Raw genomic sequence first — 24,770 nt, forward strand, 5'->3', positions numbered from 1 at the left:
AATAAAGGAGCGACATGATGACCTTGCTGGAACAAGCCAGCGCCCTGCTGGCACAGGATGGCCCCTTTACCCTGGCGCAAGCCAAGGCGCTGGATGCCCTGTGTGAGCAAGCCCGTGATGAGGAAGCTGACCTGATGGGAGATCTCTGGGAGGCCGCGATGGCTAATGCAGATGAGGAAGCGCTGCACTATATGACCACCTTTGAGGATGAGTTCTGATGGCGGGTATCTTTATCGCCATCAGCCACCACGGGGTGGCCGATGCCTTTGAGCTGCTGGCCAAGCTCTATCAGAAAACCGGTGACTTGAGCGAACCGCTGGCAGATATAGGGGAAGGGCTGCTGCTGTCGCACCGGGATCGCTGGGATGCCCAAGAGAACCCGGAAGGTGAGCCCTGGGCCCCGCTCTCGGAGAAGTACCGTGCCCGCAAGCCGCGTCATGCCGATGAGGTGCTGCGTCTGAACGACGATCTGCGCGATACCCTCGACTATCAAGTTGATCCCCAGGCCCTCTACTTTGGTACGCCCATGGTATACGGTGCCGCCCACCAGTTCGGGCGCCCAGAGATCAACCTGCCAGAGCGCCGTGTTCTGGGGCTGTCAGAAGGGGATAAACAGAGCGTGCTGGAGACGCTGGAGGGATATTTGGTCATCGAGGCTCCGTGAGCTTCTGGGCGCCTCTGGTGCCCCCTTGCGGCTACGATGGCATGTCTACCCTCTGAATAGGTCAGGAAAATGGAGTTTAAACACCATTAAACAGTATCGCCGCCCCCCAGCTTACCCTCCGATCCATCCCGTGATGCAGTAACCCACCATAAACCCCACCCAATTCTCAGTTCGATGACACTGGCCGCAATGAGGTTTGCTGTGACCAGCCGGAGTGAGAGTGATGCCCCTATCTGCCACCAGTTCCGCCATTGCCGTGGCCATCTTGAATGCAAGACCAATCGCCCTGGGGTTGGCCGTGCTCGATGCAGCCCTTGGCCCGAGCGACGACGGTTGGCACCAGTTGCTGCCGGTCGGCCCGTTCAAGGCTCGTGATGGTCGCCCGTTCGATGTGGCGAGTGGCCATTGGCAACTGGACGGGCAGATTGCTGCTGCTCTGATTGCCCGTGCCAAAGCCCTTGGGCAAGACATCCTGATCGACTACGACCACCAGACCCTCCATATCGAAAAGACTGGCAAGGAGGCTCCTGCCGCCGGTTGGTACAACGGTGACGAGATCGAATGGCGCGAGGGGCAGGGCCTCTTTATCAAACCGCGCTGGACGGATCGTGCGGCTGCCATGGTGGCCGCCAAAGAGTACCGATTCCTTTCTGCCGTCTTTCCCTATGACGCCCAGGGCCGCCCGCTGGAACTGCGGATGGCCGCCATCACCAATGATCCCGGTGTGGTGGGTATGCAGGCTCTGGCAGCTCTCAGTGCTTTACCTCCCAAGACCAATCAATCCGGCCAGTTGGCCACTGTAACCAAGGAGATACCCATGAACGAGGCAATGCTCGCCCTGCTGGCCAAGCTGGGCATTCAGGTAGAAGAGGGCAGCGAGCTCACCGTCGAACAGGGGCAGGCTGCGCTGTCGGCCCTCGATACCCTGCAAAGCGCGGCAGGCAAAACCGCCAGCGCTGAAGCCGCCCTGGCTGCTCTCAAAGCCCAACCGGTGCAACAGGGTGGCCAGATTGACCTGGCGCAATTCGTGCCGGTGGCGACCTATAACGCCCTGGTTGCCCAGGTGGCGAGCTTAAGCGCCAAGGTGGAGACCACGGATGCCGCAACCCTGATCAAGGAAGCCCGCACCCAGGGCAAGGTGGTGGCCGCCGAAGAGGAGTATTTGACCGCCTATGCCGCCCAGAAAGGGGTGGCAGCCCTCAAGGCGTTGCTGGATCCCCGTCCGGCGATTGCCGCACTGTCCGCCAGCCAGACCACCCAGGTGACCCTGCCAGAGAAGAAGGGGGATGCGGTGCTCTCGGCGGATGACAAGTATGCCGCCGACCAGCTCGGTATCAGCCACGAGGAGTTTGCCAAGGCCAAGCAGGCTTAAGCGCAGACCCTACCACGCCATTTATCCAGAGAAGGAACACCCGTATGGCCATGATTACATCCGCGCTGTTGCAGTCCCTCTTCACCGGCTTCAAGAAGAACTTTGAAGACGCCAAGAGTGAAGCGCCTGCCCAGTACACCAAGATCGCTACCGTGATCAAATCGACCACCAAGTCCAACACCTATGGCTGGTTAGGCAAGTTCCCCAACCTGCGCAAGTGGGTCGGTGATCGGGTGATCGAGTCGATGAAGGCGCATGGTTACCAGATCGTCAACGAAGACTTTGAGGCCACCGTGGCGGTCGATCGCAACGATATCGAAGATGACGAGCTGGGTATCTACGCGCCGATGTTTGCCGAGATGGGCCGTTCGGCGGGTATTCACCCCGATGAGCTCTGTTTCGGTCTGCTCGGTGCTGGCTTCACCACGCCTTGTTATGACGGCCAATATTTCTTCGACACCGATCACCCTGTCTATCCCAAGGCCGATGGCACCGGTACCCCTGTCTTGACTGCCAACGTGGTGGTGGATGCAGGTTATCAGGGGGAGCCCTGGTTCCTGCTCGATACCAGCCGCGCCCTCAAGCCGGTCATCTTCCAGGATCGCAAGTCACCGCAGCTGATTGCCATGACCAAGATCGATGACGAAGCGGTATTCACCCGCAAGGAATTCCGCTACGGGGTCGATTGCCGCGATGCCGCAGGCTTTGGCTTCTGGCAGCTGGCCTTTGCCAACAAGCGGGCGCTGACCCCCGACAACCTGTGGGATGCCTACTCCAAGATGCGGGAGTTTCAGGCTGATGGCGGCCGCAAGCTCGGGGTGAAGGCCACCATGTTGGTGGTACACCCCTCCCTTGAGAAGCTGGCGACCCAGATGCTGGAGCGAGAGCTGTCGAACAGCAGCAGCAACGAGCTGAAAGGCAAGTTGGAGCTGGTGGTGGCTGACTACCTCTAACCCTGCGTTATGCCTGTTTAAAGCGGGGTTAAACAGCTGCCAGGCTCTGTCTAACCCCCGGTTTAAACAGCCTCTCTATCAGATACGACGAGGAAAACATGAGATGGAACAAGAGATGGAACTGGCTATGCGAGTGGGCATTTATTGCCAAACAGGGTCAACAGTTCGTCAGGTCTATTTTCGCGCGGGCCTGCCGATTGTACCGGGCAAGTCAGAGATGGTTGTGTCGCCTGAGCAGTGCGCGACCCTGGAGAACGACCCGCGTCTGGTGGTCGTCCGGTTGGCTGAAAACGCCAGCCTTCAGGCAAGTGATGCACCATCGGCGCCTGGGGATCTGGACGCAACACTGGGCGTCCTGACAGGTTCGGGCTATCTGGCGGGAGTCGCCACACTGGCGGGCAAGGTCACGCCGCTGGCCGAGATGAAGGTCGATGAGCTGCGCGAGCTGGCGGTGCAGATGGGTATCCCGGAGGCGACCAAGCTCAAAAAGGCCGAACTGGTGACGGCGATCGCGGCGACCGAAGTGCAATACCCGGTCAAGGATGAGCAGTCATCTGGCCAGAACGGAGAGCAGTGATATGTATGCCAGCGTCAATGACATGGTGATCCGCTTTGGCGAGGCCGAGTTGCTGCGCCTGGCCATGACGCCGACCGGTGAGCTGGATCAGGCGGCTATCACCATCGCCCTGCAGGATGCAGGCGCCTTGATCGATGGCTATCTGGCGGGTCGCTATCCCTTGCCGCTGGCCCATATCCCGAGTGCCCTGGTACCTATCTGCGCCGATATCGCCCGTCATCGTCTCTATGGTGAACAGGCACCGGAGCAGATAGCCAAGCGCAATGAGGCGGCCCTGGCCTTTCTGAAATCGGTTGGCAAGGGGGAGCTGGCGCTGGGGTTGGCATCTGATGGCGCCACCCTGGAGAGCCAGAATCTGGCTCAACTGCAGTCGGATGGTCGGGTGTTCGGGCGGGATAAGGGGGGCTTTCTATGAGCCAGCTTGCCAACCAGTCTGGTACCGAACTCGACTACCTGCAGGCTGGCGAGCGGCTGCGTGAGCTGCTGGCCCCCCTCAAACCTGCGGGGCTCAAGGAGGTGTTTGTGGCCACCGATGTGGCGGCCATCGCCAATCTGGGCCAGCACAGTCCGGCGGTGCATGTGGTCTATCAGGGCGAACGTGAGAGCGAAGGCACCCAGTCAGGCCGGGCCAGCAGCTTTGATCAGCTCTGGTTGCTGGTGCTGGTGCATCGTGCCAGCCCCAAGGAGGTCAGTGCCGGAGTGTGGCTTGCCCGCATCCTGCAGGCCGTCAGTGGGCGAGCATGTGGTGACAGTACCTTTCGCCGCGAAACCCCACCGGTAAAACCCAGTTACAGCGGCGGTGCTGCCTATCTGCCGCTTGCCTTTACTACCCGAGTGAAATTCAAAGGAGAGCGATGATGAGCGAAACACTGCACCTGGAAGGGGATCTCTTTATCGAGACCTTTGTGAACGGGCTTTCGGCCGGGGTGATTGGCCCCATCGATGTGGATAGTCTGGAAGTGAAACCAGACAGCCAGAAGATCTCCATTCCCAGTAAGCGCAAGGGGCAATACGGTCAGGCACGGGAGAACTACCACATTCCCAAGCCTGCCATGGTCACCATCAAGACCACCGAAATCCCGCCTGTGCTGCTGGCCGCCGCCTTTATGGGTCTGGAGAGCCCCATCAATCAGGGGGCCGGGACGTTGACTGATCTGCTGGTCATTCTTCCCGCCTGGCCGAAGTGGGCCCAGCTAGGCAAGAGCAATATTGCCGCAACCGGCCTGGCTATCAAGGAAGGGGCCACGGCGCTGGTGGTGGGTACCGATATCGAGGTCAACTATGCGCTCGGGCTGGTGCGAGCGGTGAAAGGTAGCTCGGTAGCCGATGGCGGCAGCCTGACGGTCAGCGGTACCTATAACGCGGTGACCGGTACCCGCATCGCGGGCAACATCCAGCCGGAGATCAAGGCGCGGCTGCTGCTCGATGGCCGCAGTATCGTTAGCGGCGAGGCCATCAAACTGACGGTGCCCCGTGCAAGTTTATCCCCCAAGAAGGCGGTGGACTTTATGAGCGATAAGCCCATCGAGATCGAGCTGGAGGGAGAGTTGCTTGCCGTGGATGGCGAGACAGCCCCCTTCTATGTGGATCGGCCGGTCACTGTGTGACGTTTGATAGCAGAACGGCGGGGTGACCCGCCGTTCTATATAGTATTTGCATTCTCCTGTGAGTAGAGTAATTTGATCCTTGAAGCTGTTAGCTCGAAAAGTTAGCAGATCAACAATTGACATTGTTTCTTTTATCGAAAGTAAAGGTGTGACTTATGAACAATCCCTATATCCCCCAATATTCATCCCTAGTAACGACTATCTATAATGAGCCTGCACCTGTTGGTTGCATTGGTCGGGGTAGTCATTATTCAGTTCTCAGAGCAACAACATCTTACGATTCAACACTTAATCCAACACGCATTGTTAATGTGCATGACTTCGCTGTAATTTGGGATGAAGACCACGATACAAGGCTTATCAAGGTTATTGAACGTATGTGTATAGAGAACTTACTATCCCCAGTTGTTTTTATTGGTGAGCGAAAGGGGAGTGTAACTATTCTTGTCGACAAAAAATTTTATGATGATAAGGACAGGTTACAGTTTTATAACTCGATGATTAGGGGAGTTTGCAGCCCGTTGGACGATTCATGGGGCAGTGAGATCGGGTATTTTGATGGGAATGATGAAGGTGTCACTAATGAAGCAGGAATGATTATTAATGATAAGGAGGCGAAAGTAAAAAATTACCTATTAAACATTAATGGACTTTGGTCTTTGGGTATTAAAAGTTTTAAACCCTAGTTTGTAAATGTGCAGTTGTTTACTGTAATTAGCCATAAACCATCCCATCTTGCCATCCCTTTACCATGGGGCATATCTGAATTTCTCAGGAATGCCCCATGTCCACTTCTTCCATCCTCAAACTTGCGCTAGAACTGTCTGCAAAGGTTTTACTGCGCTGGCTATCTCTTTTGAAATATTTTTAAATTTTACCACCCAGCGAAAAACTCCTTCTTGCACTCCCCATAAAGCGATTCATACTCAATTCCATAACGGAACGAGGTTAAAGCTTTATGTACCGCATAGCTATTAGTCAAGTCTTCGTCCAAATTATGTAATTTAACGTGATACAACATAATGCTGTCAGACGGTGATATTGCCATTGACTCAAGCCCGAACACTGCATTTATATCATACTCATGCTCATCATTTGCAAGAACGGAATCTATTGCTGCATGTAGAGGCATGTTAGCATCAAGCTTTTGGTCGCCAACGAACATAGAAAAAGATTTCAAGATAGCAGGGCCAACTCCTTTATTAATTAGATGTGCCTCAAAGATTCCATTATTAATGCTATGGTTAGTTTGAAGAATAATATATGGTTTAACACTTAGCTTTTGACGTTCTATAGCTAGCATTTCAGCTTCTTTATCCGCGACCGATTTTTTATGATTAAGCTCTTCAATTTTTTTAGCTTCAATGCTTCGTTGTTTTGACTCTCGTACAGAGTAACGTAATGCAACCACAGCAACTACGAGTGAAATTATTGTTGATAAAACAATAGCCCAATCGGCAATATTGGGTTCAGCAATCGACTTCAGCTGCTCTTGTTGATTTTTTAACTCTAAGCTCAATGAGTTTAAAGCAGTCGTTACTGAATTAAAATCAATGTCATTAGATATAATCACGTTAGGCTCACTAGGAAGCACAGTGATATTAACTTTTTCAGTCGATTTTTCGAAAGGACTTTCAATTGTTGATATTTTGTCACATGGTTCTTTGTTATTTTTCATCATCACACTTAAAATTTAACAGTTAAGCCAAAGGGATTTCTAATGGAGGGCTGTAGGTTCGGCTAGCGAAGCGCAATCGGACGTTCGCGGTTCCGATGATATTAGTAATTCCCCATAAACCCGTCCATTTTGCCATTTCTTCACAATAGGGCATATCTGAATCTGAGCGGAATGCATCATGTCCACCTCTACTACTCTCAAACTAGCCTTGGCGCTGCTGGCCAAGGTCACCGGCTGGGAAGGGAAGCCTTATCGGGGTAAGGTGTGGTTTTAGCGCAATGCCAGCCGCTTAATCATGGCCAGTGGCTGAGATGTAACTGTTCACCCAGATGGCATTGACAGGAAAAAGTGAGACGATCATCCCTTGATCCACTGTTGCCCCTTGCCTGATCCCGCCAGCTTGGCACCATCACGTCATGAGCAAACCCATTACGCCACCACCCGGCCTGCCGCTGACCCTCGAGCAAGCCAACGAGCTGATTTACAAGCTGATGGCGCGCATCGCCGAGCTTGAAGACCGCCTCAACCAAAACAGCAATAACTCCTCCAAGCCCCCCTCCACTGATGGCTCGGGGACCCCGCCTGCGCGCAAGCGCCCCGCTTCCGGCAAGGCTCGTGGTGCCCAGCCTGGCCACAAGGGGCAGCGGCGTGAACGTCATCCTGAGGACGACCGACTGACGGCAATACCACACTATCCTGCCCGGCAGTGCGCCTGCTGTGGTGAGCAGGTGGTGTCCCATGACAAGCCCTACCGGGTTCATCAGGTGTTTGACCTGCCCGAGGTCAGCTATGTGGTGACAGAGCATCAGCTGTATCGGGGCACCTGCCGTGGGTGCGTCACCACCAGTGAAGCAGCCCTGCCCGATACGGTGAGCCACAGCCAGATGGGGGCTAATCTGCTGAGCTATATCGCTTTGCAGAGTGGTCAGTTCCACCAGAGCATCAGCAAGATACAGCAGCAGCTCAAGCAGCACTTCGGTTTGAGCTTTAGCCGAGGCGCCATCAGTGAAGCGCAAGGCCGGGTCAGCGCCATGCTCACCCCGACCCACCAAGCCATCAAACAGCAAGTGCAGTCTGCCGCCATCATCCATGCCGATGAAACCCGGCACCAGCGGGGCGGTGAGCGACGCTGGATGTGGCTGGCCCTGAGCAAGGTCGCGGTCTGCTTCATGACGGCGTTTGGCCGCGGTCAGGAGGCAGCGAAGCGGTTGCTGGGCAGTGAGCTTGATGGGGTGCTGGTGACCGACCAGTATGCGGGATACCGCTTCATCGACAGCGCCCAGCGCCAACTGTGCTGGGCGCATGTGCTGCGCAACGTGGCGGCGATTGCCGAGAGTAGCGACGCCGTCAACCAGCCTATCGGAGCCCGGCTGGTACTGCTGGCTGACACGGTGTTCAGAACCCGGCATGGCTATGAACAAGGCTGCTTAAGCCGGGAGCAGTACCAGCGAAGGTTGCAGCGATGTCGGCAAAGCTGGCGAAGGCAGCTGGAGCGGGGCAGTGTACTGTGTTCCAAGCGCTACCGTGGGCGCTGCCAGTTACTGCTCAAGGACGATGAGATGCTATGGCGTTTTATGGAAAACGACGAGATAGCGCTGACCAACAATGAAGCGGAGCGGGCGCTGCGTGGCTATGTGCTGTGGCGCAAGGGAAGCTATGGCGTCTGGTCGCATCGAGGCGAGCAGTTCAGGCAGCGTATCCTATCGTTGGTGGAGACGGCCAAGCGATTGGGCCGCTGCCCGCAGGAGTGGCTGAGGGCAGTTGTCAGGTCCTGCATCGAGAAAACCGACTACCCGTTCCCGGAGGAGTTGGTGCTGTCAACACCGTCCCGGTGAACGGTTACGCTGAGATGAGGCTGAAAGGGGAAGGATGGAGTTTTCTAACCACTGCCAATCCAGCGGTGGAGTACCCTCTTTGAACTTCTGGTAGGGCACGCCATCTTTGATGGTCAGGAACAGGGTGCAAGGTGTATCGGCACGGCAAACATAGCGCACCATCACATCGCCATGGAGTGTACGCAGTAGATGTTTCAGGATCGGCAGCCCTTGTATGGTGTTGTGCCCCCCTTCATGCCAGACGCCAAATTGATTCATTCATGTTGTACCTTTGCTCAAGTGAATCTGAGTATCGATCGTCCAGGCCCACTTGCCACTGTCAGAAATGACAGGTCATTGGGTTGTCAGTGTTTTAGCGAGCAAACTGTAGGGATAGAGGCATTATGTGGAGCGAGCTGTGATGATATGACGGGAGATATTTATCTGTTGGGTGTCTACCGTATTAGCTTTATATAAGCTGTGAAAAAATAGCTAATTGAGCTGGGTTAACTGATTTGATGTAGCCAATGATGCCATCGTGCACAAAATCATTGTCAGATGCTCTGTACTGTTCTGCTAACGAGATGAGCCGGTTATTTGTGATGTCTAAACTTCTATGAGAAAGATGAATGTTGAAGCACTCAATAAGTGGCTGCTGCTTTGCTTCCTTCATTTGATTTAATTCGAAATGAGACTTCAATGCTGCTTTTTTGATCAGCTCAAAGGCCATTTTTGTTATGGATTCATTCATCCCTGACACTATCAAATCATCCATATACAAGCTGATACGCACATAACCAGTTTGATATAATCTCTCTATCACTTTTCCTAAATAGCTACGATGTAAACAAATGGATGCCAAGAGAGGAGACTGAACAAATCCATAGGGTAGACAATGGCTATAGCTTTGCCCATTCGATACAGGGACTGTTGACTTTTTGGCTACATCTCGAGCGATCGGATAGCTGAGGATATCTTTTAGACTTCGAGTAATGCGGGTACGGCTGATGCTACCAAAGAAGTTTTTGATATCAAGATGAGCGAAAAAATGGTCATCAACATGATGCTGTAAAGCAGCTAAATGACCACCTGATTGAAGATGAAAGTAGTATCGGGGACAACGATAGCGCTTTAGTAATTCATCGTGAATCCGTCTGCCATAGTCAGCAACTTGCTTTGTGGGAACATAGACCCAGGAGCCAGGTTTTACTTCAAACTTTACAGTCCATCTTGGCTCGTTCACAACTTCTGATAATTCCTAAAAGGTAGTTTGAAGCCATGTTAATGAGAGTGATGAGACCAATACCAAAAGCAATCATTGCACCGAGAAGAAGATAGACTTCTTTCGCAAGAACAACAATGCTGGTGGCAAGCTCGATACGCTCCTTAACTAGGCCGTAGTCAGATGATTTTTTCATAACTACGTCCCTCCACATACGCACTCGACGAGTCCTAGCGCAAAGCGCATGGCTTAAACTAACCGACAACTCGTGGAACACGTGTAACCCAGTGGGAACAGTGAGACCAGTAGCGAGTCGCAAGGCATCACAACGTGACTAGTGGATCGCTAAACCCCTCGGCGAGCGGGAGCCTAACGTCGAGTGACGCTCAAATCATACGAGTGTACCGTTTGGGACGCAATACTCTTTAATCCACCATAAACCCTTAATCCTCCTAATGAATTTCAAAATGGGAGCTATCGCACTTTAACGAGATAGCCCCATGTCCACCTCAACCACCCTCAAACTTGCCCTGGAGTTGGCGGCCAAGGTCACCGGCCGCGAAGACCTGGCCGCCTTGGCGGGTGAGGTGCAGGAGCTGGGCCCAATCTCGGACGAGACGGCCGCCGAGACTGCACGGCTGGCTGAAACCCTCGAATCGCTAAGCAGCCAGCAGGCGCTGATCCAGCAGTTCAATGACTCAAAGGCCGCCCTGACCCAGCTCGAACTGGCGACAGTGCTCAGCCGTGACAAGCTGGAGCAGTTGCGCCGCGAGCAGCAAGCAGGCAGCGGTGACGCCAAGGCGCTTGCCGAACAAGAGCGGTTGCTGACTTCCGAGGTCAAGCAGCTGGAGCGCCAGCTGGTCGCCCAATCCGCCAGTCATACCCGCCTGCACGCAGGGCTCAAGCAGTCCGGGCTCGACACCAAGAATCTTGCCCAGGAACAGCAGCGCCTGCAGCGTGAGCTGACCAAAAGTGTCGCCCAGACCGAACGGCTGGGGCGCGAGTTTAGCCAAGGCAGTCAGCAGGCCGGTGGCTTGCAGGGGGCCATCGGCAGTCTGACCGGGCGTCTGGTGGCGCTGGCGGGTACCTGGTTCGGTATCCAGACCCTGACTACCCAATTGCTCGCCATGTTCCAGACTGGCGATCAGGCCGAGCGCCTCGATGTGCAGCTCAAGGCAGTGATGGGGTCGATTGCCGGTGGCAAAGAGGCGTCAGCCTGGATCCAGGACTTTGCCAAAAATACCCCCCTGCAGCTCAGTGAAGTCACCCAGGTATTCGTGCGCCTCAAGGCGTTCGGCATCGACCCTATGGCGGGGGCCATGCAGGGTATTGTCGATCAGGCGTTCAAATTGGGCGGCGGTTTTGAAGAGGTGCAGGGCATCTCTCTGGCCCTTGGCCAAGCCTGGGCCAAGCAGAAGCTGCAGGGTGAGGAGATCCTGCAGCTGATTGAGCGGGGCGTACCTGTCTGGCAGATGTTGGAGCAGGTGACTGGCAAGAATACTGCCGAGCTGCAGAAGCTCTCTGAGGCAGGCAAGCTGGGCCGCGAGACCATCTCTGCCCTGATGAACGAGATTGCCACCCAATCGCGCGGTGCCGCTGCCGACAACATGAGCCTGCTCTCCGGGCTTATCTCCAATGCCCAGGACAACCTCGCCAAGTTTTATCGGATGGTGGCCGAGAACGGGGCGCTGACCTGGCTCAAAAACCAGCTGGCCAACCTCAATGCCGAGTTTGAGACGATGGCCAGGGATGGCCGCCTGCAGGAGTGGGCCAAGCGTCTTTCCGATGGCTTTATCACCATGGGGGAAACCCTCAAGTCGCTGATCCAGATCCTCTATGAGTGGCGCACCGCGCTGGCCGTGCTGGCCCAGGCTTGGGTCGGCCTGAAAATCGCGGGCTGGATGGGTGATCTGCGCAGCCTCTATGCCCAGTTTATTGCCATGCCTGTGGCGACAGCGACAGCTGCAGGCGGTATGACGACAGCGGGCACGGCGGCAGCCGGTGCTGCGATCGGGGTCAGGGCACTGGGCGCTGCCGTCAAGGGGCTGCTGGCTGCCGTGGCGGTCGAGTCCATCATCCAGATCACCCAGTTCGCCTCTGCCCTGCGCCAGCTGGTGCAGGCTGAGCTGGCACTTCGAGAGGCGCAAGCGCTGCGCTCCGAGACTCAGGCCCGCCTCAATGGTCAGTTTGCCGCCCTGTCAACGGAGCTGGGTTTTGCCATCACCAGCATGGCGGATCTCGATCGCCTGGTCGCCGAGGGCAAGGTGCATTACGACGATGCCACTGGAAGCTGGCGACAAGGAGCCGCAGCCGTTAAAGCGCTGGGGGATGAGGCCAAGAGCACCCGTGACTATCTGGCCGAGATCAATGCGGTGGCCAAGCAAACCGCCGCCGATGGCCCTGCCAAGTTGGCCAAGGCGTTTGAGGCGTTGGGGCTGGATTTCGAACGGGCCAATGGCCGTATCGGTGCGGGCTTTCAGAAGACCATCGGCGCCCTGGATGTATTGGTGGCGCACACGGGGGCCAGTAGTGCCGCCATCGAGGAGGCGCTGGCCGCCGCCTACAACAGCGCCAAGACCACCGCCGAGATCGATGCGGTGATCGCGCGTCAGAAGCAACTGGCCGCCCAGGGCAAGATCACCGGGGATGCGCTGGCCCGCTCCATGGCCATCGCCGCCGATGCCATGGGCAAGGTGAAAGGGGGGAGCGGCGATACCAAGCAGGCCGTCGCGGCCATTGGTGATGGCTTTGACGAAGCGGCCGCACGGGCCAAAGGCGCTACTGATGCGATGCGGGCGGGGCTTAAAGGGGTACAGGATGAAGCCAGGCAGACGAATGCCAGCCTCACCAGTAGTGGCGGGGGCGGTGGTCGAGGCGATATCACCCGCACCGTGAATGCCGGTTCCTTCTACTACAAGAGCGTGGATATCAACAGCCTGCGCGGCAATGCCGAGGGGCTGGCCAATACCTTGGCTGGTGTTGAGGATGAGCTGGCCCGCTACAGCCAGAAGGTCAAAGACATTCCGGCCTACAGCGAGTGGAGCAAGTATTACGGCGAGAAGTTCCAAAAAGAGATGGAGGCGATGCAGGCCCGCCTCAAAGAGGAGCTCAACAAAGCGTTGGCCAAGGAGAGTGCCAAAACCAATCAGGCCGCCACCCAGCAACCAGTCCTAACTGCAGAGCCATCTACCCCCAGCGCCAACACCCCAGGGACACGCAGACCCTTGTCCGAACGGATCACCATCGAGCTCAAAGGGGCAGGGGGCTCGGCCGAACTGCAGACCGATGAGGTCAATGCGAATGCCCTGATTTCCCTTCTTAAACAGCAAGGACTGCGGCAATGAACGTGACCTTAAACAGCGTGCTGCTGCCAGATGATCTGGTCTGGCGCGACGAGTTCGAGTGGGCGCCGGTCGAGCAGGTGGTGACCCCGACCTTGAGTGGCGCCTTGTTGGTGGAGGAGACCGCCAAACCCGAGGGGCGGCCGCTGACCCTGAGCGGGCATTGTTCCCGCGCCAAGGTGCAGGAGCTCAAGATGCTGGAGGCGCAGGTGGCCCAGCTGATGACGTTGACCCTGCTCGATGGCGTGGCCCGCACCGTGGTGTGGCGCCGCCCTGGTGTGGTGGCGACCCCACTGGTCGAGATGGCCGACCCGGAAGGGGGCGACCCCTATGCCTTGACCCTGAATTTGACCGAGGTAACCCCATGACCATTCTCTCTGGCGATATCGTGTTGTTGGCCAGCCAGCGCCTGGTTGATACCGATGACGGCGGTGGTCGCATCACTGGCCGCGAGATCATCAGCGGCAACCATAACAGCCTGTTCCCTGATGTAAGCGACATGGATCGGGCCTATGGCACCGTGAATATGCGCAAGGCATTTCTGGCAGTGCAGACGGACGACACCGACACCTACTATGGCGCTAATGCCATGGTGCTGCTGCCGCCCAGTGACCCCAGCGTCAACCTGACGCTGATGACCACCAAAGACCACAACGACACCAGAGGCAACGCCCGCAACACCCTGGAGCGCTATCAGGCCCGAGGCCCGAAGTGGCAAGGGGTGCTCTACGATACCCAGCTGGAAGGGCAGCGGGCGATCCGCATCCTGCAACGCATTGAGGTACGGTTGCCGGAGGTCGGGGAGGTGCTGGTACTGGTCGGCAATGAAGGGAAGGGGAACGAGGTTGAGCAGTATGTGCGGGTCGACCGGGTCACCGCCGAGCTGCGCAAGTTCGGGGTATCTGGCTACCAGGGCGAGTTCACCCGCAACGTGGTCACCTGCGTGATCACTGACCCGCTGCGCCACACCTTTGAAGGGGAGCAACCCAGCCCCTATGACCAGGCAACCACCAAGACCACCCTGCGGGAAACCGTGGTGGCCGATGCAGCCAACTACTTTTCGACCACCAAGCTGGTCGCGGATGCGGCGCTGGGGGCAATGCGGGTTCAGGCCAAGACCATTTTCACTCAGCTGGTACCCAGTGCTCGCAGTGAAACCCCTGTGGTCGATCTGACCGCTGCCGGTGAGCTGGGCGCCTTGCTGGAATCCGGGGTGGGCAGTCCCCACACCTTCACCACCACCTCACCGGTCAGCCCGAGTCAGGGGCTATTCCTGGGGATTGGTGCCATGCCGGGTAGCGTATCGGTCACCATCGGCGCGGCGGTGATCACCGACAAGGGTGGCGAGCTGTTCCTGGTCGGTACCGTGGTGGGGGCTATCGACTACGGGCGCGGCCTGCTGACCTTCAACAGCCAGTGCCCGAACTATGGCGCGGCCAGCAAAACCGTGAGCTTTCGCCCGGCAGTGATGCCATCGCGCATCGCTGACACGGCCCAGATCCAGATCGCCGCCAACAACCGGGGCTATGCCTACACCGCGACCCTGCTGCCCACCCCTTGCCCCGGTTCGCTGACCGTCAGCTATCTGGCCCAGGGCAAATGGTACGACCTGAAAGACAACGGGCGCGGGGAGCTGTTTGGCCAGGACAAATCCTATGGCTCTGGCCTGCTCAACTTCACCACCGGCTCTGTGGTGCTGACCCTGGGGGCGCTGCCGGATGTGAACAGCGCGATCATGTTCAGCTGGGGTACCAAGGTCTCTTACCTCAACCGCGCCAGTATGGTGCTGGATCCGGTGCAGCTGACCCATAAGCTGGCCCATGAGGGGATCACCCCCAATAGCCTGACCCTGACCTGGCAAGCCGGAGGCGCGACCAAAACCGCCATCGACAACGGGGCGGGCCAGCTGACCGGCGATGCGACCGGAACCATCAATTATGTGACCGGCGATCTGGCCCTGCGGGTGGCGACCCTGCCGGATGGCGGTCAGGAGTACCAGGTTGTTTACCAGTACGGCGACCCGGACACCCAACGCTTTGACTACCCGGCCCGCAACCCGGACGGGACGATCACCATGCAGCTGACCAAGCAGAACCTGACCCCCAGGATGGTATCAGTACGCTGGAATGCCCTTTATGAGGATGTGAAGGACGACACCGAACTGGTGATCGCTACCCGTGACCCTATCATCAGTGTCCGTGACAACGGCGCGGGCAAGCTACTGGATGCGGCAGGGGTGGAACGGGGCAGCGTCAACTACACCACCGGCAAGATCACCATCAAGCCGGATGGCCAGGGCGGCATTCCGAAAACCCGCTATGAGTGGCGCACCATCGGCACCTATGGCGATGGTCACGGCAACACCATTGCCCGCCAGCGCTGGACTCTGGTGGAGATCTACTACGTGCAGGCGGCTTACTTGTTCCCGGTGGACGACAGTGGTTGGGTCGAGGTGGAGTACCGCAGCAATAACGCCAGCAGCGCGGGTCAGGACACCGTGAAGGCCACCCCGTTGGTGCTGGATATCACCCCGCGCAACGGCGAGGCGATCCTGGCTAACTCAGTGCGCTTTACCCTGGGCGGGTCGGTCTATGTGGACAGGCAAGGGATCCTCTATCGCAACATCGACCCCGCCACCGGGGCCGGTGAGCAGGCCGGTACACTGGATTACGCCACCGGCAAGGCGACCGTCACCGTCTGGAACCCCGGCGCGGCGCCAGTGCCTGCTCTGAGTTCGCTGGTCACCAGCCTGGTGGCCCAGACGGTGGATGAGGTGACATTCAGGACGCCGGGGGCTCCCATTGCGCCATCCAGCCTCTACCTGAGCGGCAACACCGCAGACGGTCGCCGGTTTGAGGTGACCGCCAACGGCGATGGCACCATCACCAGCCAGGATGTAACCGGCAAGGTGGACTATCAGACCGGGGTGGTATCGGTGCGTTTTGGCCGCCTGGTGACGGCAGCGGGCAACGAGAGTAAACCCTGGTACGACCCGGATATGGTGGTTGATGGCAAGATCTGGCGCCCTTTGTCGGTGGTGGCTGACACCATCCGGTTTAATGCGGTGGTCTATAGCTATCTGCCGCTCGATGCGGATCTGATCAAGCTGGATCCGGTGCGCCTGCCATCCGATGGCCGGGTGCCCTTCATCCGCAAGGGGTACATCGTGGTGGTGCATTCCACCAAGCGAAGCGCCTTCCCCATGGGAGTACAGGCGGGACAGCAGCTCAACACCGGGCGCGAACGGCTGGCCTATTGCCGGGTGGAGGACAAGAACGGCAAGGAGCTGGCGCCGCAGCTCTACAGCGTCAACATGAACAGCGGGATGGTGACCTTGGTCAGCCCGCTGAACCTGACCGGCTATGTGGAGCCGCTGACCGTGGTTCATCGGATTGAGGATATGAGCCTGGCCACCGATGTGGAGATTTCTGGCCGCATCACTCTGGCCAGGCCACTCAGTCACAACTATGAGGCGGCGGATACCCTGGTCTCCAGCGCCCTCATTATTGGTGACCTGTGGGCCCGCTATGGGGCGCTGTTCGACCAGCGCACCTGGACAAATAACTGGTCTGATTTTCCGATTGGCGACCCCTGCACGGCGGAATACAACGACACGGATTTTCCGATCGTGGTGACCAACCGGGCCACCCTGCAAGAGCGCTGGGCCATCATCTTCCAGACCACCACCACGTTTATTTTGGTCGGCGAGCATGTGGGCCAAATCGCGGTGGGGGACGTGAATACCGACTTTGCTCCCATCAACCCCAACAACGGCCAGCCTTATTTCAGGCTTGACCGGCGCGGCTGGGGCGCCGGTTGGACTGCGGGCAACGTGCTGCGCTTCAACACCTACGCCGCCAATTACCCGATCTGGTTTATCCGCACCATCTTGCAGTCGGTGGCAGCGGTGGATACCGACCGTTTCGAGGCCCAGCTCAGGGGCAACGTCAACCGTTAACCGGTGAGGCGTTGCGCCTTGCCCGTGGAGAGAAAAGCAATGGCTGAATACAAGGTCAAATGGTTTGCAAGCGAGATGCAGGGGGCCCCGAGCCTGGGCGATACCGCAGAGGGCGCCCTAGCGGCGCTGCTCAAGGCGGTGCTGGTCACCGGCTTTGGTACGCTGACCATCAACGCACTGGCTTTCGATGCCGCAAAGGGGTGGGCGGTGGCGACCTTTACCGGTGGGCATGCCTATCTGCAAGACTCAGTTGTCCAGGTCGAGGGGGTATCGCCTGCTGCCTACAACGGCGAGCATCGGGTGATGCAGGTCACCGCCACTCAGGTCTGGTTTGAGATTGACGGCGGCAACCCCGGCGCCCCAGGAACGGGCGCAGCCATGACCATGAAGGTGGCGCCGCTGGGCTGGACGATCACCCACGAAAGCGGTGACGGCAAGATCTTTATCGTGCGCCCTACCAATGTCAGTGAGTCGGGCAATGTATCGTGGCGAATTGATAACAGCGCATTCACTGGATGGACGGGCTCTAACCAGTATGGGTTTGCCTCCTATCTGGCCAAGATCACCATGGTTGAGGATGTGGTGGATATCAACACCTTTACCACTATCTATGACCATCGTTGGCCTGCGACCCAGCGCTATACGGCAAAGACCTGGGATCTGATAGGCGATAGCCAGTTCTTTTACTGGCTGCCGAGCATTGGCAACTACAGCTATCAAACCGTCTATTGCACCGGTTATATCCGTTCAGTCAGACCCGGTGACCGTTACCATGCTGTCCTGTGCCATTACTTCACTACGGCGGCGAATGCCAACGAGTCAAACTGGGGTAACCGGGATGCGAGTGGTGCCGCTTATTGGGGCACAACACTCACCACGTTCAACACCACCGATCAACGAGCGATTGCTCGCCCATATCATCAGTTGTTTGGCACAACATCATGGTGGCTCAAGGGCATGTTTGCCCGTTTTGGTGTGGGATTGGCCGTACCCAACGGCCCAGATAACGGATTTTATCTCTCAACCGACCCCTGCATGGTGCTGGAGAACGGCAACCATCTGCGTGGGTATATGCCGGGGTTTGTCGTGCCATACGGTGATATCGGCGGTTGGCATCGTAAAAACTTTGGCGATTTGCCTGCATTGCCGGGTAAGAAGGTGCGCTTCATTCGTGGGCTCTATCAGGTAAACACATACCAGGCTGATCCGCGCTCACTGATTGGGTTCGATATCACCGGCCCCTGGAGGTAAGTCATGGCGACTTTCCTGCCGTCAAAAGGGTGGCTGATGTTATCGGCTGCCCAGACCATTACCTACGATGCCGCGCTTGATGTAACCGCGACCAGCGGGGCGGAATGGGTAGACTGGTTTGGCGATACCGCCGATATCGGGTTGTTCCGTTATGCCTATAACAAGAGCGGTGCCGCTGATACCGGCGTATGGGGTGGGTCTATCCCGTTCAAGCCGATTGGGTATCGGTTGAAGATTGGGGCAGCCAACGCCTGCTGGACTAACGACCTGTGCGATATGGATCTGGAGTTTCTGGATGCGGCGGGCAATGTGGTCGCCGCCCTTCGCACCCGCACAGATGGCACCTATCGCAGCGGGCTATGGTACGGCCCAAGCCTTACCAGCCTGACCAAAGCCACCCAGCGAGACGCATACCCGCGCACTTATGGTGAGCTGACCTTTACCCCAACCAGCCTGATTTATACCGATGATGGCGGTCAGCATCGCAACCAGTCATTTACCCTGACCTGCAATATGGCGGTGGTAACGACCCTGCGCTTTAGCAATATGCGCTCCTACGAGACCTATACAGGTGGCAACGGTTGCCGTGCTGAAACCTATTTGCGCATTGCAGGCGGGCCAGCCGGGTTTGATGGGGACTTTGCGGCGCTGACGACAGAGCAGTACACCGCATTGCAGCCGGATTTGGTATTGCCAGTCGGTGCTGCTATTGAACATCAATCCGGGGTTGGGTTGGTTGCTTCTGGCACTGCACCATCCTATGTCTTGGCCAGGGGGATTTTGCCTGGTCAGACTGGGGTGCTGTTCGATGCGGCTGGCGCTGTGGTTGCCCAGCTGGCTTACCTCAATGGCGTGGCCAGGTTGACGGTGGGCGGCGTCACGACAGAGGGGGCAACTGATGCCCCTTATCTGGGCCTAGCTGCCATCAATGGCCAGGTGTTTGGCTATTACCAGACCAAGGTATTGGTGCGTTCATCGCAGTTTATTGCCCCACCAAAGAGCCGGATCTGGATAGAGCTACAGCCTGGGCAGACGTTGGCCATCATCGGAACCGAGTTCACCCCGTTGCTGGTTGAATACACCTATCTGGTTTATCGCCATACCATCACCGCTGTTGCCGCCAACCAGGAACCGCGCAGCCAATTCCAGCCGCAAGATGTGGCCTGGCGCGGCTACCCGGCGATGTATGCGGGCCCGGTCAACCTCCAGCAGCAGACCCAGTACCCGCTCTGTAAGGGGCGGGATTACTTTTGGATCCGCGATGGGGTGCGCAACGTGGAGCAGGGGTTTATTGAAAGTACGGTGACTATCAGCGGGATGGGAGTGCGGCGCCGGGTACTTTGCTTTACCCAGGATGGCGAATTGGTTGGCGAGACCTACAGCCGCGCAGCGGATGGGGTCTATCGGTTCGATCTGTTGTGGCTGAATCGCCGTTATATGGTGGTCGCCCAGGATGACCCGGCATATGGCCCCGCCGACTACAACGCCGTAGCAGCCGACTATCAGGCGCCAAAACCCTACCCGCCTGGTGGTGGCGTGGCGCCCGAGCCGTTCCCCATGATTGCCCCACTCAAGAGGAAAAAACCATGATCTCCTATGCCGAAGGGCTGCGCACCAGTCGTGCCCAGCTATTGGCCACGGCCATTGATACGGGTAGCGGGGCGAGTGCCAAGCTGACCATCTACACCGGCACCAAACCGGCACCTGGGGCGGCTACGACTGACCAGCTGGCTCTGGTGGTGCTCACGTTCAGCCACCCTTGTGCCAAGACGATCAGCGGCGGGGTGCTGACCCTGAAACCTCTGGCTGAGCAGATGGCCACCGCCAGCGGCGCCCCCACCTGGGGGCGCATTGTTAACCGGGATGGGGCCTTTGTGGCGGATCTCGATGTGGGGGTGCCAGGCAGTGGCGCCGATCTGGAGCTGCCCGCAGCGGAGTTTTTTGCCGGTGCGCTGATCCGCATTAATACCGCCACCATCACCGAACCGTAACCGGGGGGCCCATGGCCAGAAAGGATGCGAGCTTAGAACTACGCAAGGCCAGGAACAGCACCGGCCAGCTGGAGCTGAACCAGTCAGAAGTGGTGCGTCTGGTCGGCATCCTGGATAGTACCAACTTGCCGCCGCGCCTGAGTGCATCACCGGGGCTGGTGCTGTCATCGGTATTGGATGGCGCCCCGCATCGTTCCAGCGCGATGCTGGGCGGCTCTGTGGTGCTTGATGCAGTGCTTGCCAGCCACACCCATAGCCGTGGTGAGCTGCTTGGTGAGTTCGTCATTGAATGCACCATGGCCAGCACATCACGCGCCCCGGTGCCGGTGATCGCCGGGGAGTATGACCAGAACGTATTCCGGGGCCCTGCCAGTGCAATGGGGGATGCCTGGGAGCGGGCGGATAGCTATTCCCAGGCCCTCAGTAGCGAATGGCAGAAGGCAGGCACCGAGCGGGCAACCAGTCGCTCCCTGTGGCAACAGGCCGCTGCGCATCAGCAGCAGGTGGCTGAGCTGGGCGAGCAGATGCCCCAGGCGTTCATGGCCAATCAACAACGCTTTGCCGAGGGGTTGCCGGTCAGCCAGCAGAGTCGCCAGGGCTATGACAGCCTGGCCGCTGGCCATGTGGCGAATCAGTCCCTGTGGGTTGAGGCGGCGCCGGTCAGCTGCTGGCGCCTTGTCGGGTTCACCAACCCGCCGCGCTTTGACAAGGCTTGGCTGGCTGACCAGTGGCAAGAAGGCATCCCCATCGGTAAAGGGGTGGCCGCCCAAGCCTGGCACCACGGCCAGCCGCTGATAGAGGGCTGGCGTGATGGCTGGGACGAGGCCATGTGGCCACCCAAGGGCAAGACGCCGCCACCAGAACCACCCAAGCCACCCATCCGCCCCGATAAGCGGGTGCTGCGGCTGGCGTTTGGGCGCAAGCGCGACACGGCAGAGCTGGAGTTCGTCTGGCAGGGCTGTGATGCGGCAATCGTCATTCCAACCCGGAGGGTTTATCTGGTGAGCAATACAGCAAAGATCGTGCGGGTACGTGATGGGCTCGATATCCCGGCCACTGCGGTGAGTATCGAACTCGATACCGACTCCTGGGCGTGGCAGTTCAGTGCCCAGATCCCCCGTATCGCGGCGGCGGCCTTGACCGATGAGGAAGAGGTCAGCATCCATATCAATAGTCAGCAATGGGACTGCGTGTGTGATGGCTGGCAATCGAGCTAGAGCTTTGGCCGCGAGTCAGCAACGCTGACGGGACGCTCGCGTACCGCTTATCTCTCACCGACCCATGTATTGGCACAGGCGGTGAGTGAGAGTGCTGCAGCGACCATGGCCCAGCTGGCGGCCGCCGTATTGCCGGTGGGTTGGACGCTGGATTGGCAAGCGGCTGACTGGTTGGTGCCTGCCGGGTACTTTAGCCTGGACAACCAGACCCCGATCGAGGTGGTCAGGTACCTGGCCGAGGCGGCCGGTGGTTTTGTGCTGCCACACCAGCGCAACCGCCATCTGGTCATCAAACCGCGTTATCCCACTGCGCCATGGCAACTCGATACTGCTGTGGCCGATGTAGCGATCCCCAGAGCCATCATTACCACCCTAGGCAGTGACTTCCTGCCGGGTCATGCCGCCAACGGGATCTGGGTAAGCGGTGGCCATCAGGGCATCAGTGCGCGGGTGGTGCGCCAGGGGACGGCTGGCGAGCAACAAGCGCCGACCATCACCCACCCGCTGGTATGTGATGTGACGGCAGCCCGTGCACAAGGTGTGGTGGGGTTGGCCAAGACCATGCCCAAGCGTACCCAGACCATTGAACTGCCGTTGTCAGCTGATACCGGCTTGATCCTGCCGGGTGCGCTGCTCGCCGTGGACGGTTGGAAGGGTTACAACCGGGGCGTCAGGGTCTCTGCTGCGCTGCAGAACCGGGCCATGACGGTGCGCCAGCAACTGAGTGTGGAGCGATTTGTATGAACCTGTTTAAGCGATTCCTGGAGCTGGTGCCCGGCGCTGATCCCTTGCTGGTTGGTACCGTGACCGCAGTAGGTACCACGACCACCACTCTCACCGTGTTGGCGGGTGGAACGGTCACAGTACGGGGCACCGGGGTAGCCATCGGCAAGAAGGCATTGTACAGGGGAGGAGAGTTGGCAGGGGAAGCGCCTGATTTACCGACCTATGAGATAGAGGTTTAATGCCGGTTTAACTTGCTTATCAAACTCAGTGATTCCGGTGCCACCAAGTTTGATAAACTACTGGGCCGGTAGCTTTTCATTTTCCCCGTCACTCTTTTTCATTTTCGGCGGCGGGCTACAAATGGGGGACCAGTGAGGTCGGGCAGGAGTGGGGCAGGGGAGCACAAGGGCGCTCCCCACGGGATGGGGCGGGATTCAGTCGTCCTCGTCATCCTTCACTTCGCGGATCTTGTCCTTGTAGTTGGGCAACTGCTTCTCCAGCCGTTTCATGTCTTTGATGGCATTGAGAAACAGCCCGAGCAGGAACAGCAGCGGCAACCCTATCCACAGCCAGAGATTCATGGGATTTTCCTTTCGTCAGGACAGGTGGTGACATAACGGGCCAAAATTTCATCGAGGTTGGCCAATATGGTCGACTTGCCTTCAATATCCGCCTGTTGCAGGCAAAGCGCCAGTGCCGCGGGATCGAGCCGCAGCTCGTCGGACTCCAGCGAGAAGCTGATATGCCAGGGCTCGTAGGCGACCCCGCTCTCGGCCCCGACCGGTTTGGCATAAGGGAGGAAGAAGCCGAAGTCGCTCATATGATCGCTGAGCCACTCGCCGAGATCTGCAAACCAGCCCCCGGCTTCATACTCCCATGGCTCCAGCGCCAGTTTGGTATCGGCAGGCAGGCAGTCCGGGTCGTAGATATCGAGATCGGTACCCCAGTGGTGACGGCTGGTGCCCGGCAGGGCGCTCCAGCGCAGGATAGCGTGCAGCCGCTCTATCTCGCCCAGTTGTAGGGCATCGATGGGCTGACTGTTGGCATCGAGCAACGGCCGCTCGCCGCGCCACTTGCCATTCCAGATGGCGAGCTGGCGCTCGAAGCTGCGCCAGCTGGAGGCCGCTTGCAGGTTGAACCCCTCGTAGGCGGCTGCGACCTGCATGTCGTTGAAGGCCGCCGCGGTGGCGGCGGTCAGGCGATGGGGGCCGCGCCCCACCACAACAAGGTGGCTCTCATTGAGCCCCATCAGTTGTTCCTGCGTCATGCCAGCAATCTCTCGAGCACCCCTTGGTACATGTTGGCCAGCAGATCCAGATCGTCCGCCTTTACGCACTCGTTGACCTTGTGAATGGTGGCGTTGACTGGGCCAAGCTCAATCACCTCGGCGCCAGTGGGGGCGATAAAGCGCCCGTCGGAGGTGCCGCCGGTGGTGAGCAAGGCCGGTCGCTGGCCGTTCACTGCCTCGATGGCCGCCACGGCCGCATCGAGCAGCGCGCCGGTATCGGTGAGGAAGGGCTGGCCGGAGAGGGTCCAGCTCAGCTGATAATCAAGACCATGTCTATCCAGCAGCGCTTCGACTCGCTCGCGGATATCCATGTCGGTCAGTTCGGTGCTGAAACGGAAGTTGAACTGCACCTGCAACTCGCCTGGAATGACGTTGGAGGCGCCGGTACCGGCCGAGATGTTGGCGATCTGGAAGCTGGTGGGGGGGAAGTAGGCGTTGCCCTCATCCCACACGGTGGCAGCGAGCTCCGCCAACGCTGGCGCGGCGTTGTGAATGGGGTTGTCCGCCAGATGGGGATAGGCCACATGCCCCTGCACCCCGCGCACCAGCAGATCGCCGGTGATGGAGCCGCGTCGGCCATTTTTCACCACATCCCCCACCACGGCGGTAGAGGAAGGCTCACCGACGATGCACCAGCGGATCTTCTCGTTACGCGCCTCCAGGGTATCGATCACCCGGGTGGTGCCATTGATAAAGGGCCCCTCTTCATCTGAGGTGATAAGGAAGGCTATCGACCCTGTGTGATCCGGATGTTCGGCCACGAAGCGCTCGACCGCCACCACCATGGACGCCAGCGAGCCCTTCATGTCGGCCGCGCCGCGCCCGTAAAGCACGCCATCCTTGATGGTCGGCTCGAACGGCTGGGTGTGCCATTTGTCCAGCGGCCCGGCGGGCACCACGTCGGTGTGACCGGCGAAGCAGAACAGTGGCCCCTCGCTGCCACGGCGGGCCCAGAGGTTGGTGGTGTCCTCAAACACCATGGGCTCGATAACGAACCCGAGCTTTGCGAGGCGCTCCGCCATCAGGGTCTGGCACCCTTCATCGAGGGGGGTAACGGAGGGGCGGCGGATCAGATCCTTGGCCAGTGCGATGACATCCGACATCAGTTGTC

The 24,770-nt window shown here is 58.4% G+C and carries 26 protein-coding genes; 19 read left to right on the forward strand and 7 right to left on the reverse strand.

Annotated features, from left to right (window positions below; all coding sequences use genetic code 11):
- Positions 1 to 14 precede the first annotated feature (14 nt).
- From I6G90_RS01615 to I6G90_RS01655, 9 genes are all read left to right on the forward strand, one after another.
- Complete coding sequence (locus I6G90_RS01615) at positions 15 to 218, forward strand: hypothetical protein (RefSeq protein WP_230581610.1); 204 nt, start codon at positions 15 to 17, stop codon at positions 216 to 218.
- Positions 218 to 664, forward strand: a complete 447-nt coding sequence (locus I6G90_RS01620; RefSeq protein ID WP_197929445.1) for a phage virion morphogenesis protein — start codon at positions 218 to 220, stop codon at positions 662 to 664. The genes I6G90_RS01615 and I6G90_RS01620 overlap by 1 nt, the downstream gene beginning before the upstream one ends.
- Positions 665 to 887: 223 nt before the next feature.
- On the forward strand, positions 888 to 2,036 hold the full coding sequence (locus tag I6G90_RS01625; protein WP_197929447.1) for a phage protease: 1,149 nt from the start codon (positions 888 to 890) through the stop codon (positions 2,034 to 2,036).
- A gap of 44 nt (positions 2,037 to 2,080) precedes the next feature.
- The gene (locus tag I6G90_RS01630) at positions 2,081 to 2,989 is read left to right on the forward strand and encodes a Mu-like prophage major head subunit gpT family protein (protein WP_197929449.1); all 909 of its coding nucleotides are present in this window, start codon (positions 2,081 to 2,083) and stop codon (positions 2,987 to 2,989) included.
- A gap of 103 nt (positions 2,990 to 3,092) precedes the next feature.
- On the forward strand, positions 3,093 to 3,566 hold the full coding sequence (locus tag I6G90_RS01635; RefSeq protein ID WP_197929450.1) for a Rho termination factor N-terminal domain-containing protein: 474 nt from the start codon (positions 3,093 to 3,095) through the stop codon (positions 3,564 to 3,566).
- A gap of 1 nt (position 3,567) precedes the next feature.
- Complete coding sequence (locus I6G90_RS01640; protein ID WP_016350132.1) at positions 3,568 to 3,981, forward strand: gp436 family protein; 414 nt, start codon at positions 3,568 to 3,570, stop codon at positions 3,979 to 3,981.
- Positions 3,978 to 4,424: a phage tail terminator protein gene (locus I6G90_RS01645; protein ID WP_016350133.1), complete on the forward strand. Its 447-nt coding sequence runs from the start codon at positions 3,978 to 3,980 to the stop codon at positions 4,422 to 4,424. The genes I6G90_RS01640 and I6G90_RS01645 overlap by 4 nt, the downstream gene beginning before the upstream one ends.
- Positions 4,424 to 5,173, forward strand: coding sequence for a phage tail tube protein (locus tag I6G90_RS01650; RefSeq protein ID WP_197929451.1), 750 nt, complete (start codon positions 4,424 to 4,426; stop codon positions 5,171 to 5,173). Before I6G90_RS01645 ends, I6G90_RS01650 begins: the two co-directional genes overlap by 1 nt.
- Positions 5,174 to 5,328: 155 nt before the next feature.
- A complete protein-coding gene (locus tag I6G90_RS01655) occupies positions 5,329 to 5,859 on the forward strand; it encodes a hypothetical protein (protein ID WP_197929452.1) in 531 nt (176 codons plus the stop codon).
- 188 nt (positions 5,860 to 6,047) lie between these two features.
- On the opposite strand, the gene I6G90_RS01660 is transcribed toward I6G90_RS01655, so the two are convergent.
- Positions 6,048 to 6,851, reverse strand: coding sequence for a hypothetical protein (locus tag I6G90_RS01660; RefSeq protein WP_197929453.1), 804 nt, complete (start codon positions 6,849 to 6,851; stop codon positions 6,048 to 6,050).
- Between the two features lie 416 nt (positions 6,852 to 7,267).
- Between I6G90_RS01660 and I6G90_RS01665 the strand changes: the two genes are divergently transcribed.
- Complete coding sequence (locus tag I6G90_RS01665; protein ID WP_004576012.1) at positions 7,268 to 8,686, forward strand: IS66-like element ISAs21 family transposase; 1,419 nt, start codon at positions 7,268 to 7,270, stop codon at positions 8,684 to 8,686.
- Here the strand turns inward: I6G90_RS01665 and I6G90_RS01670 are convergent.
- The 3 genes from I6G90_RS01670 to I6G90_RS01680 all read right to left on the reverse strand — a co-directional run bounded on the left by I6G90_RS01670 (position 8,669) and on the right by I6G90_RS01680 (position 10,083).
- Positions 8,669 to 8,944 (reverse strand): hypothetical protein, encoded by a 276-nt coding sequence (locus I6G90_RS01670; RefSeq protein ID WP_197929454.1) that lies wholly within the window; start codon positions 8,942 to 8,944, stop codon positions 8,669 to 8,671. The two genes, I6G90_RS01665 and I6G90_RS01670, sit on opposite strands and share 18 nt — an antisense overlap.
- Positions 8,945 to 9,134: 190 nt before the next feature.
- Entirely contained in the window at positions 9,135 to 9,908 is a 774-nt protein-coding gene (locus I6G90_RS01675; protein ID WP_197929455.1) for a reverse transcriptase domain-containing protein, read from the reverse strand.
- Complete coding sequence (locus I6G90_RS01680) at positions 9,877 to 10,083, reverse strand: hypothetical protein (protein ID WP_197929456.1); 207 nt, start codon at positions 10,081 to 10,083, stop codon at positions 9,877 to 9,879. The genes I6G90_RS01675 and I6G90_RS01680 overlap by 32 nt, the downstream gene beginning before the upstream one ends.
- Positions 10,084 to 10,387: 304 nt before the next feature.
- Here I6G90_RS01680 and I6G90_RS01685 point away from each other — a divergent pair, with 304 nt between their 5' ends.
- From I6G90_RS01685 to I6G90_RS01720, 9 genes are all read left to right on the forward strand, one after another.
- The gene (locus tag I6G90_RS01685) at positions 10,388 to 13,231 is read left to right on the forward strand and encodes a tape measure protein (RefSeq protein WP_197929457.1); all 2,844 of its coding nucleotides are present in this window, start codon (positions 10,388 to 10,390) and stop codon (positions 13,229 to 13,231) included.
- On the forward strand, positions 13,228 to 13,596 hold the full coding sequence (locus I6G90_RS01690) for a hypothetical protein (protein ID WP_197929459.1): 369 nt from the start codon (positions 13,228 to 13,230) through the stop codon (positions 13,594 to 13,596). The genes I6G90_RS01685 and I6G90_RS01690 overlap by 4 nt, the downstream gene beginning before the upstream one ends.
- Positions 13,593 to 17,186: a curculin (mannose-binding) lectin protein gene (locus I6G90_RS01695; protein ID WP_197929460.1), complete on the forward strand. Its 3,594-nt coding sequence runs from the start codon at positions 13,593 to 13,595 to the stop codon at positions 17,184 to 17,186. Before I6G90_RS01690 ends, I6G90_RS01695 begins: the two co-directional genes overlap by 4 nt.
- A gap of 39 nt (positions 17,187 to 17,225) precedes the next feature.
- The gene (locus I6G90_RS01700) at positions 17,226 to 18,437 is read left to right on the forward strand and encodes a hypothetical protein (protein WP_197929461.1); all 1,212 of its coding nucleotides are present in this window, start codon (positions 17,226 to 17,228) and stop codon (positions 18,435 to 18,437) included.
- 3 nt (positions 18,438 to 18,440) lie between these two features.
- Positions 18,441 to 20,027 (forward strand): hypothetical protein, encoded by a 1,587-nt coding sequence (locus tag I6G90_RS01705; protein ID WP_197929462.1) that lies wholly within the window; start codon positions 18,441 to 18,443, stop codon positions 20,025 to 20,027.
- On the forward strand, positions 20,024 to 20,428 hold the full coding sequence (locus I6G90_RS01710) for a hypothetical protein (protein ID WP_197929463.1): 405 nt from the start codon (positions 20,024 to 20,026) through the stop codon (positions 20,426 to 20,428). The genes I6G90_RS01705 and I6G90_RS01710 overlap by 4 nt, the downstream gene beginning before the upstream one ends.
- An 11-nt stretch (positions 20,429 to 20,439) precedes the next feature.
- Positions 20,440 to 21,645: a hypothetical protein gene (locus I6G90_RS21270; RefSeq protein WP_232254397.1), complete on the forward strand. Its 1,206-nt coding sequence runs from the start codon at positions 20,440 to 20,442 to the stop codon at positions 21,643 to 21,645.
- 81 nt (positions 21,646 to 21,726) lie between these two features.
- Positions 21,727 to 22,389 (forward strand): hypothetical protein, encoded by a 663-nt coding sequence (locus tag I6G90_RS21275; protein WP_232254398.1) that lies wholly within the window; start codon positions 21,727 to 21,729, stop codon positions 22,387 to 22,389.
- Positions 22,386 to 22,610 carry a hypothetical protein gene (locus I6G90_RS01720; protein WP_197929464.1) on the forward strand — a complete coding sequence of 75 codons (225 nt, stop codon included), beginning with the start codon at positions 22,386 to 22,388 and terminating at the stop codon, positions 22,608 to 22,610. The genes I6G90_RS21275 and I6G90_RS01720 overlap by 4 nt, the downstream gene beginning before the upstream one ends.
- 195 nt (positions 22,611 to 22,805) lie before the next feature.
- Here I6G90_RS01720 and I6G90_RS01725 read toward each other — a convergent pair whose 3' ends face one another.
- The 3 genes from I6G90_RS01725 to dapE are packed head-to-tail and all read right to left on the reverse strand — an operon-like array spanning position 22,806 to position 24,762.
- Positions 22,806 to 22,952, reverse strand: coding sequence for a hypothetical protein (locus tag I6G90_RS01725; protein ID WP_005337933.1), 147 nt, complete (start codon positions 22,950 to 22,952; stop codon positions 22,806 to 22,808).
- On the reverse strand, positions 22,949 to 23,638 hold the full coding sequence (locus tag I6G90_RS01730; RefSeq protein ID WP_197929465.1) for a M15 family metallopeptidase: 690 nt from the start codon (positions 23,636 to 23,638) through the stop codon (positions 22,949 to 22,951). The genes I6G90_RS01725 and I6G90_RS01730 overlap by 4 nt, the downstream gene beginning before the upstream one ends.
- Complete coding sequence (dapE, locus tag I6G90_RS01735) at positions 23,635 to 24,762, reverse strand: succinyl-diaminopimelate desuccinylase (protein ID WP_197929466.1); 1,128 nt, start codon at positions 24,760 to 24,762, stop codon at positions 23,635 to 23,637. Before dapE ends, I6G90_RS01730 begins: the two co-directional genes overlap by 4 nt.
- Positions 24,763 to 24,770: the final 8 nt, after the last annotated feature.

This window comes from Aeromonas allosaccharophila (assembly GCF_016026615.1).
GTDB lineage: Bacteria > Pseudomonadota > Gammaproteobacteria > Enterobacterales > Aeromonadaceae > Aeromonas > Aeromonas allosaccharophila.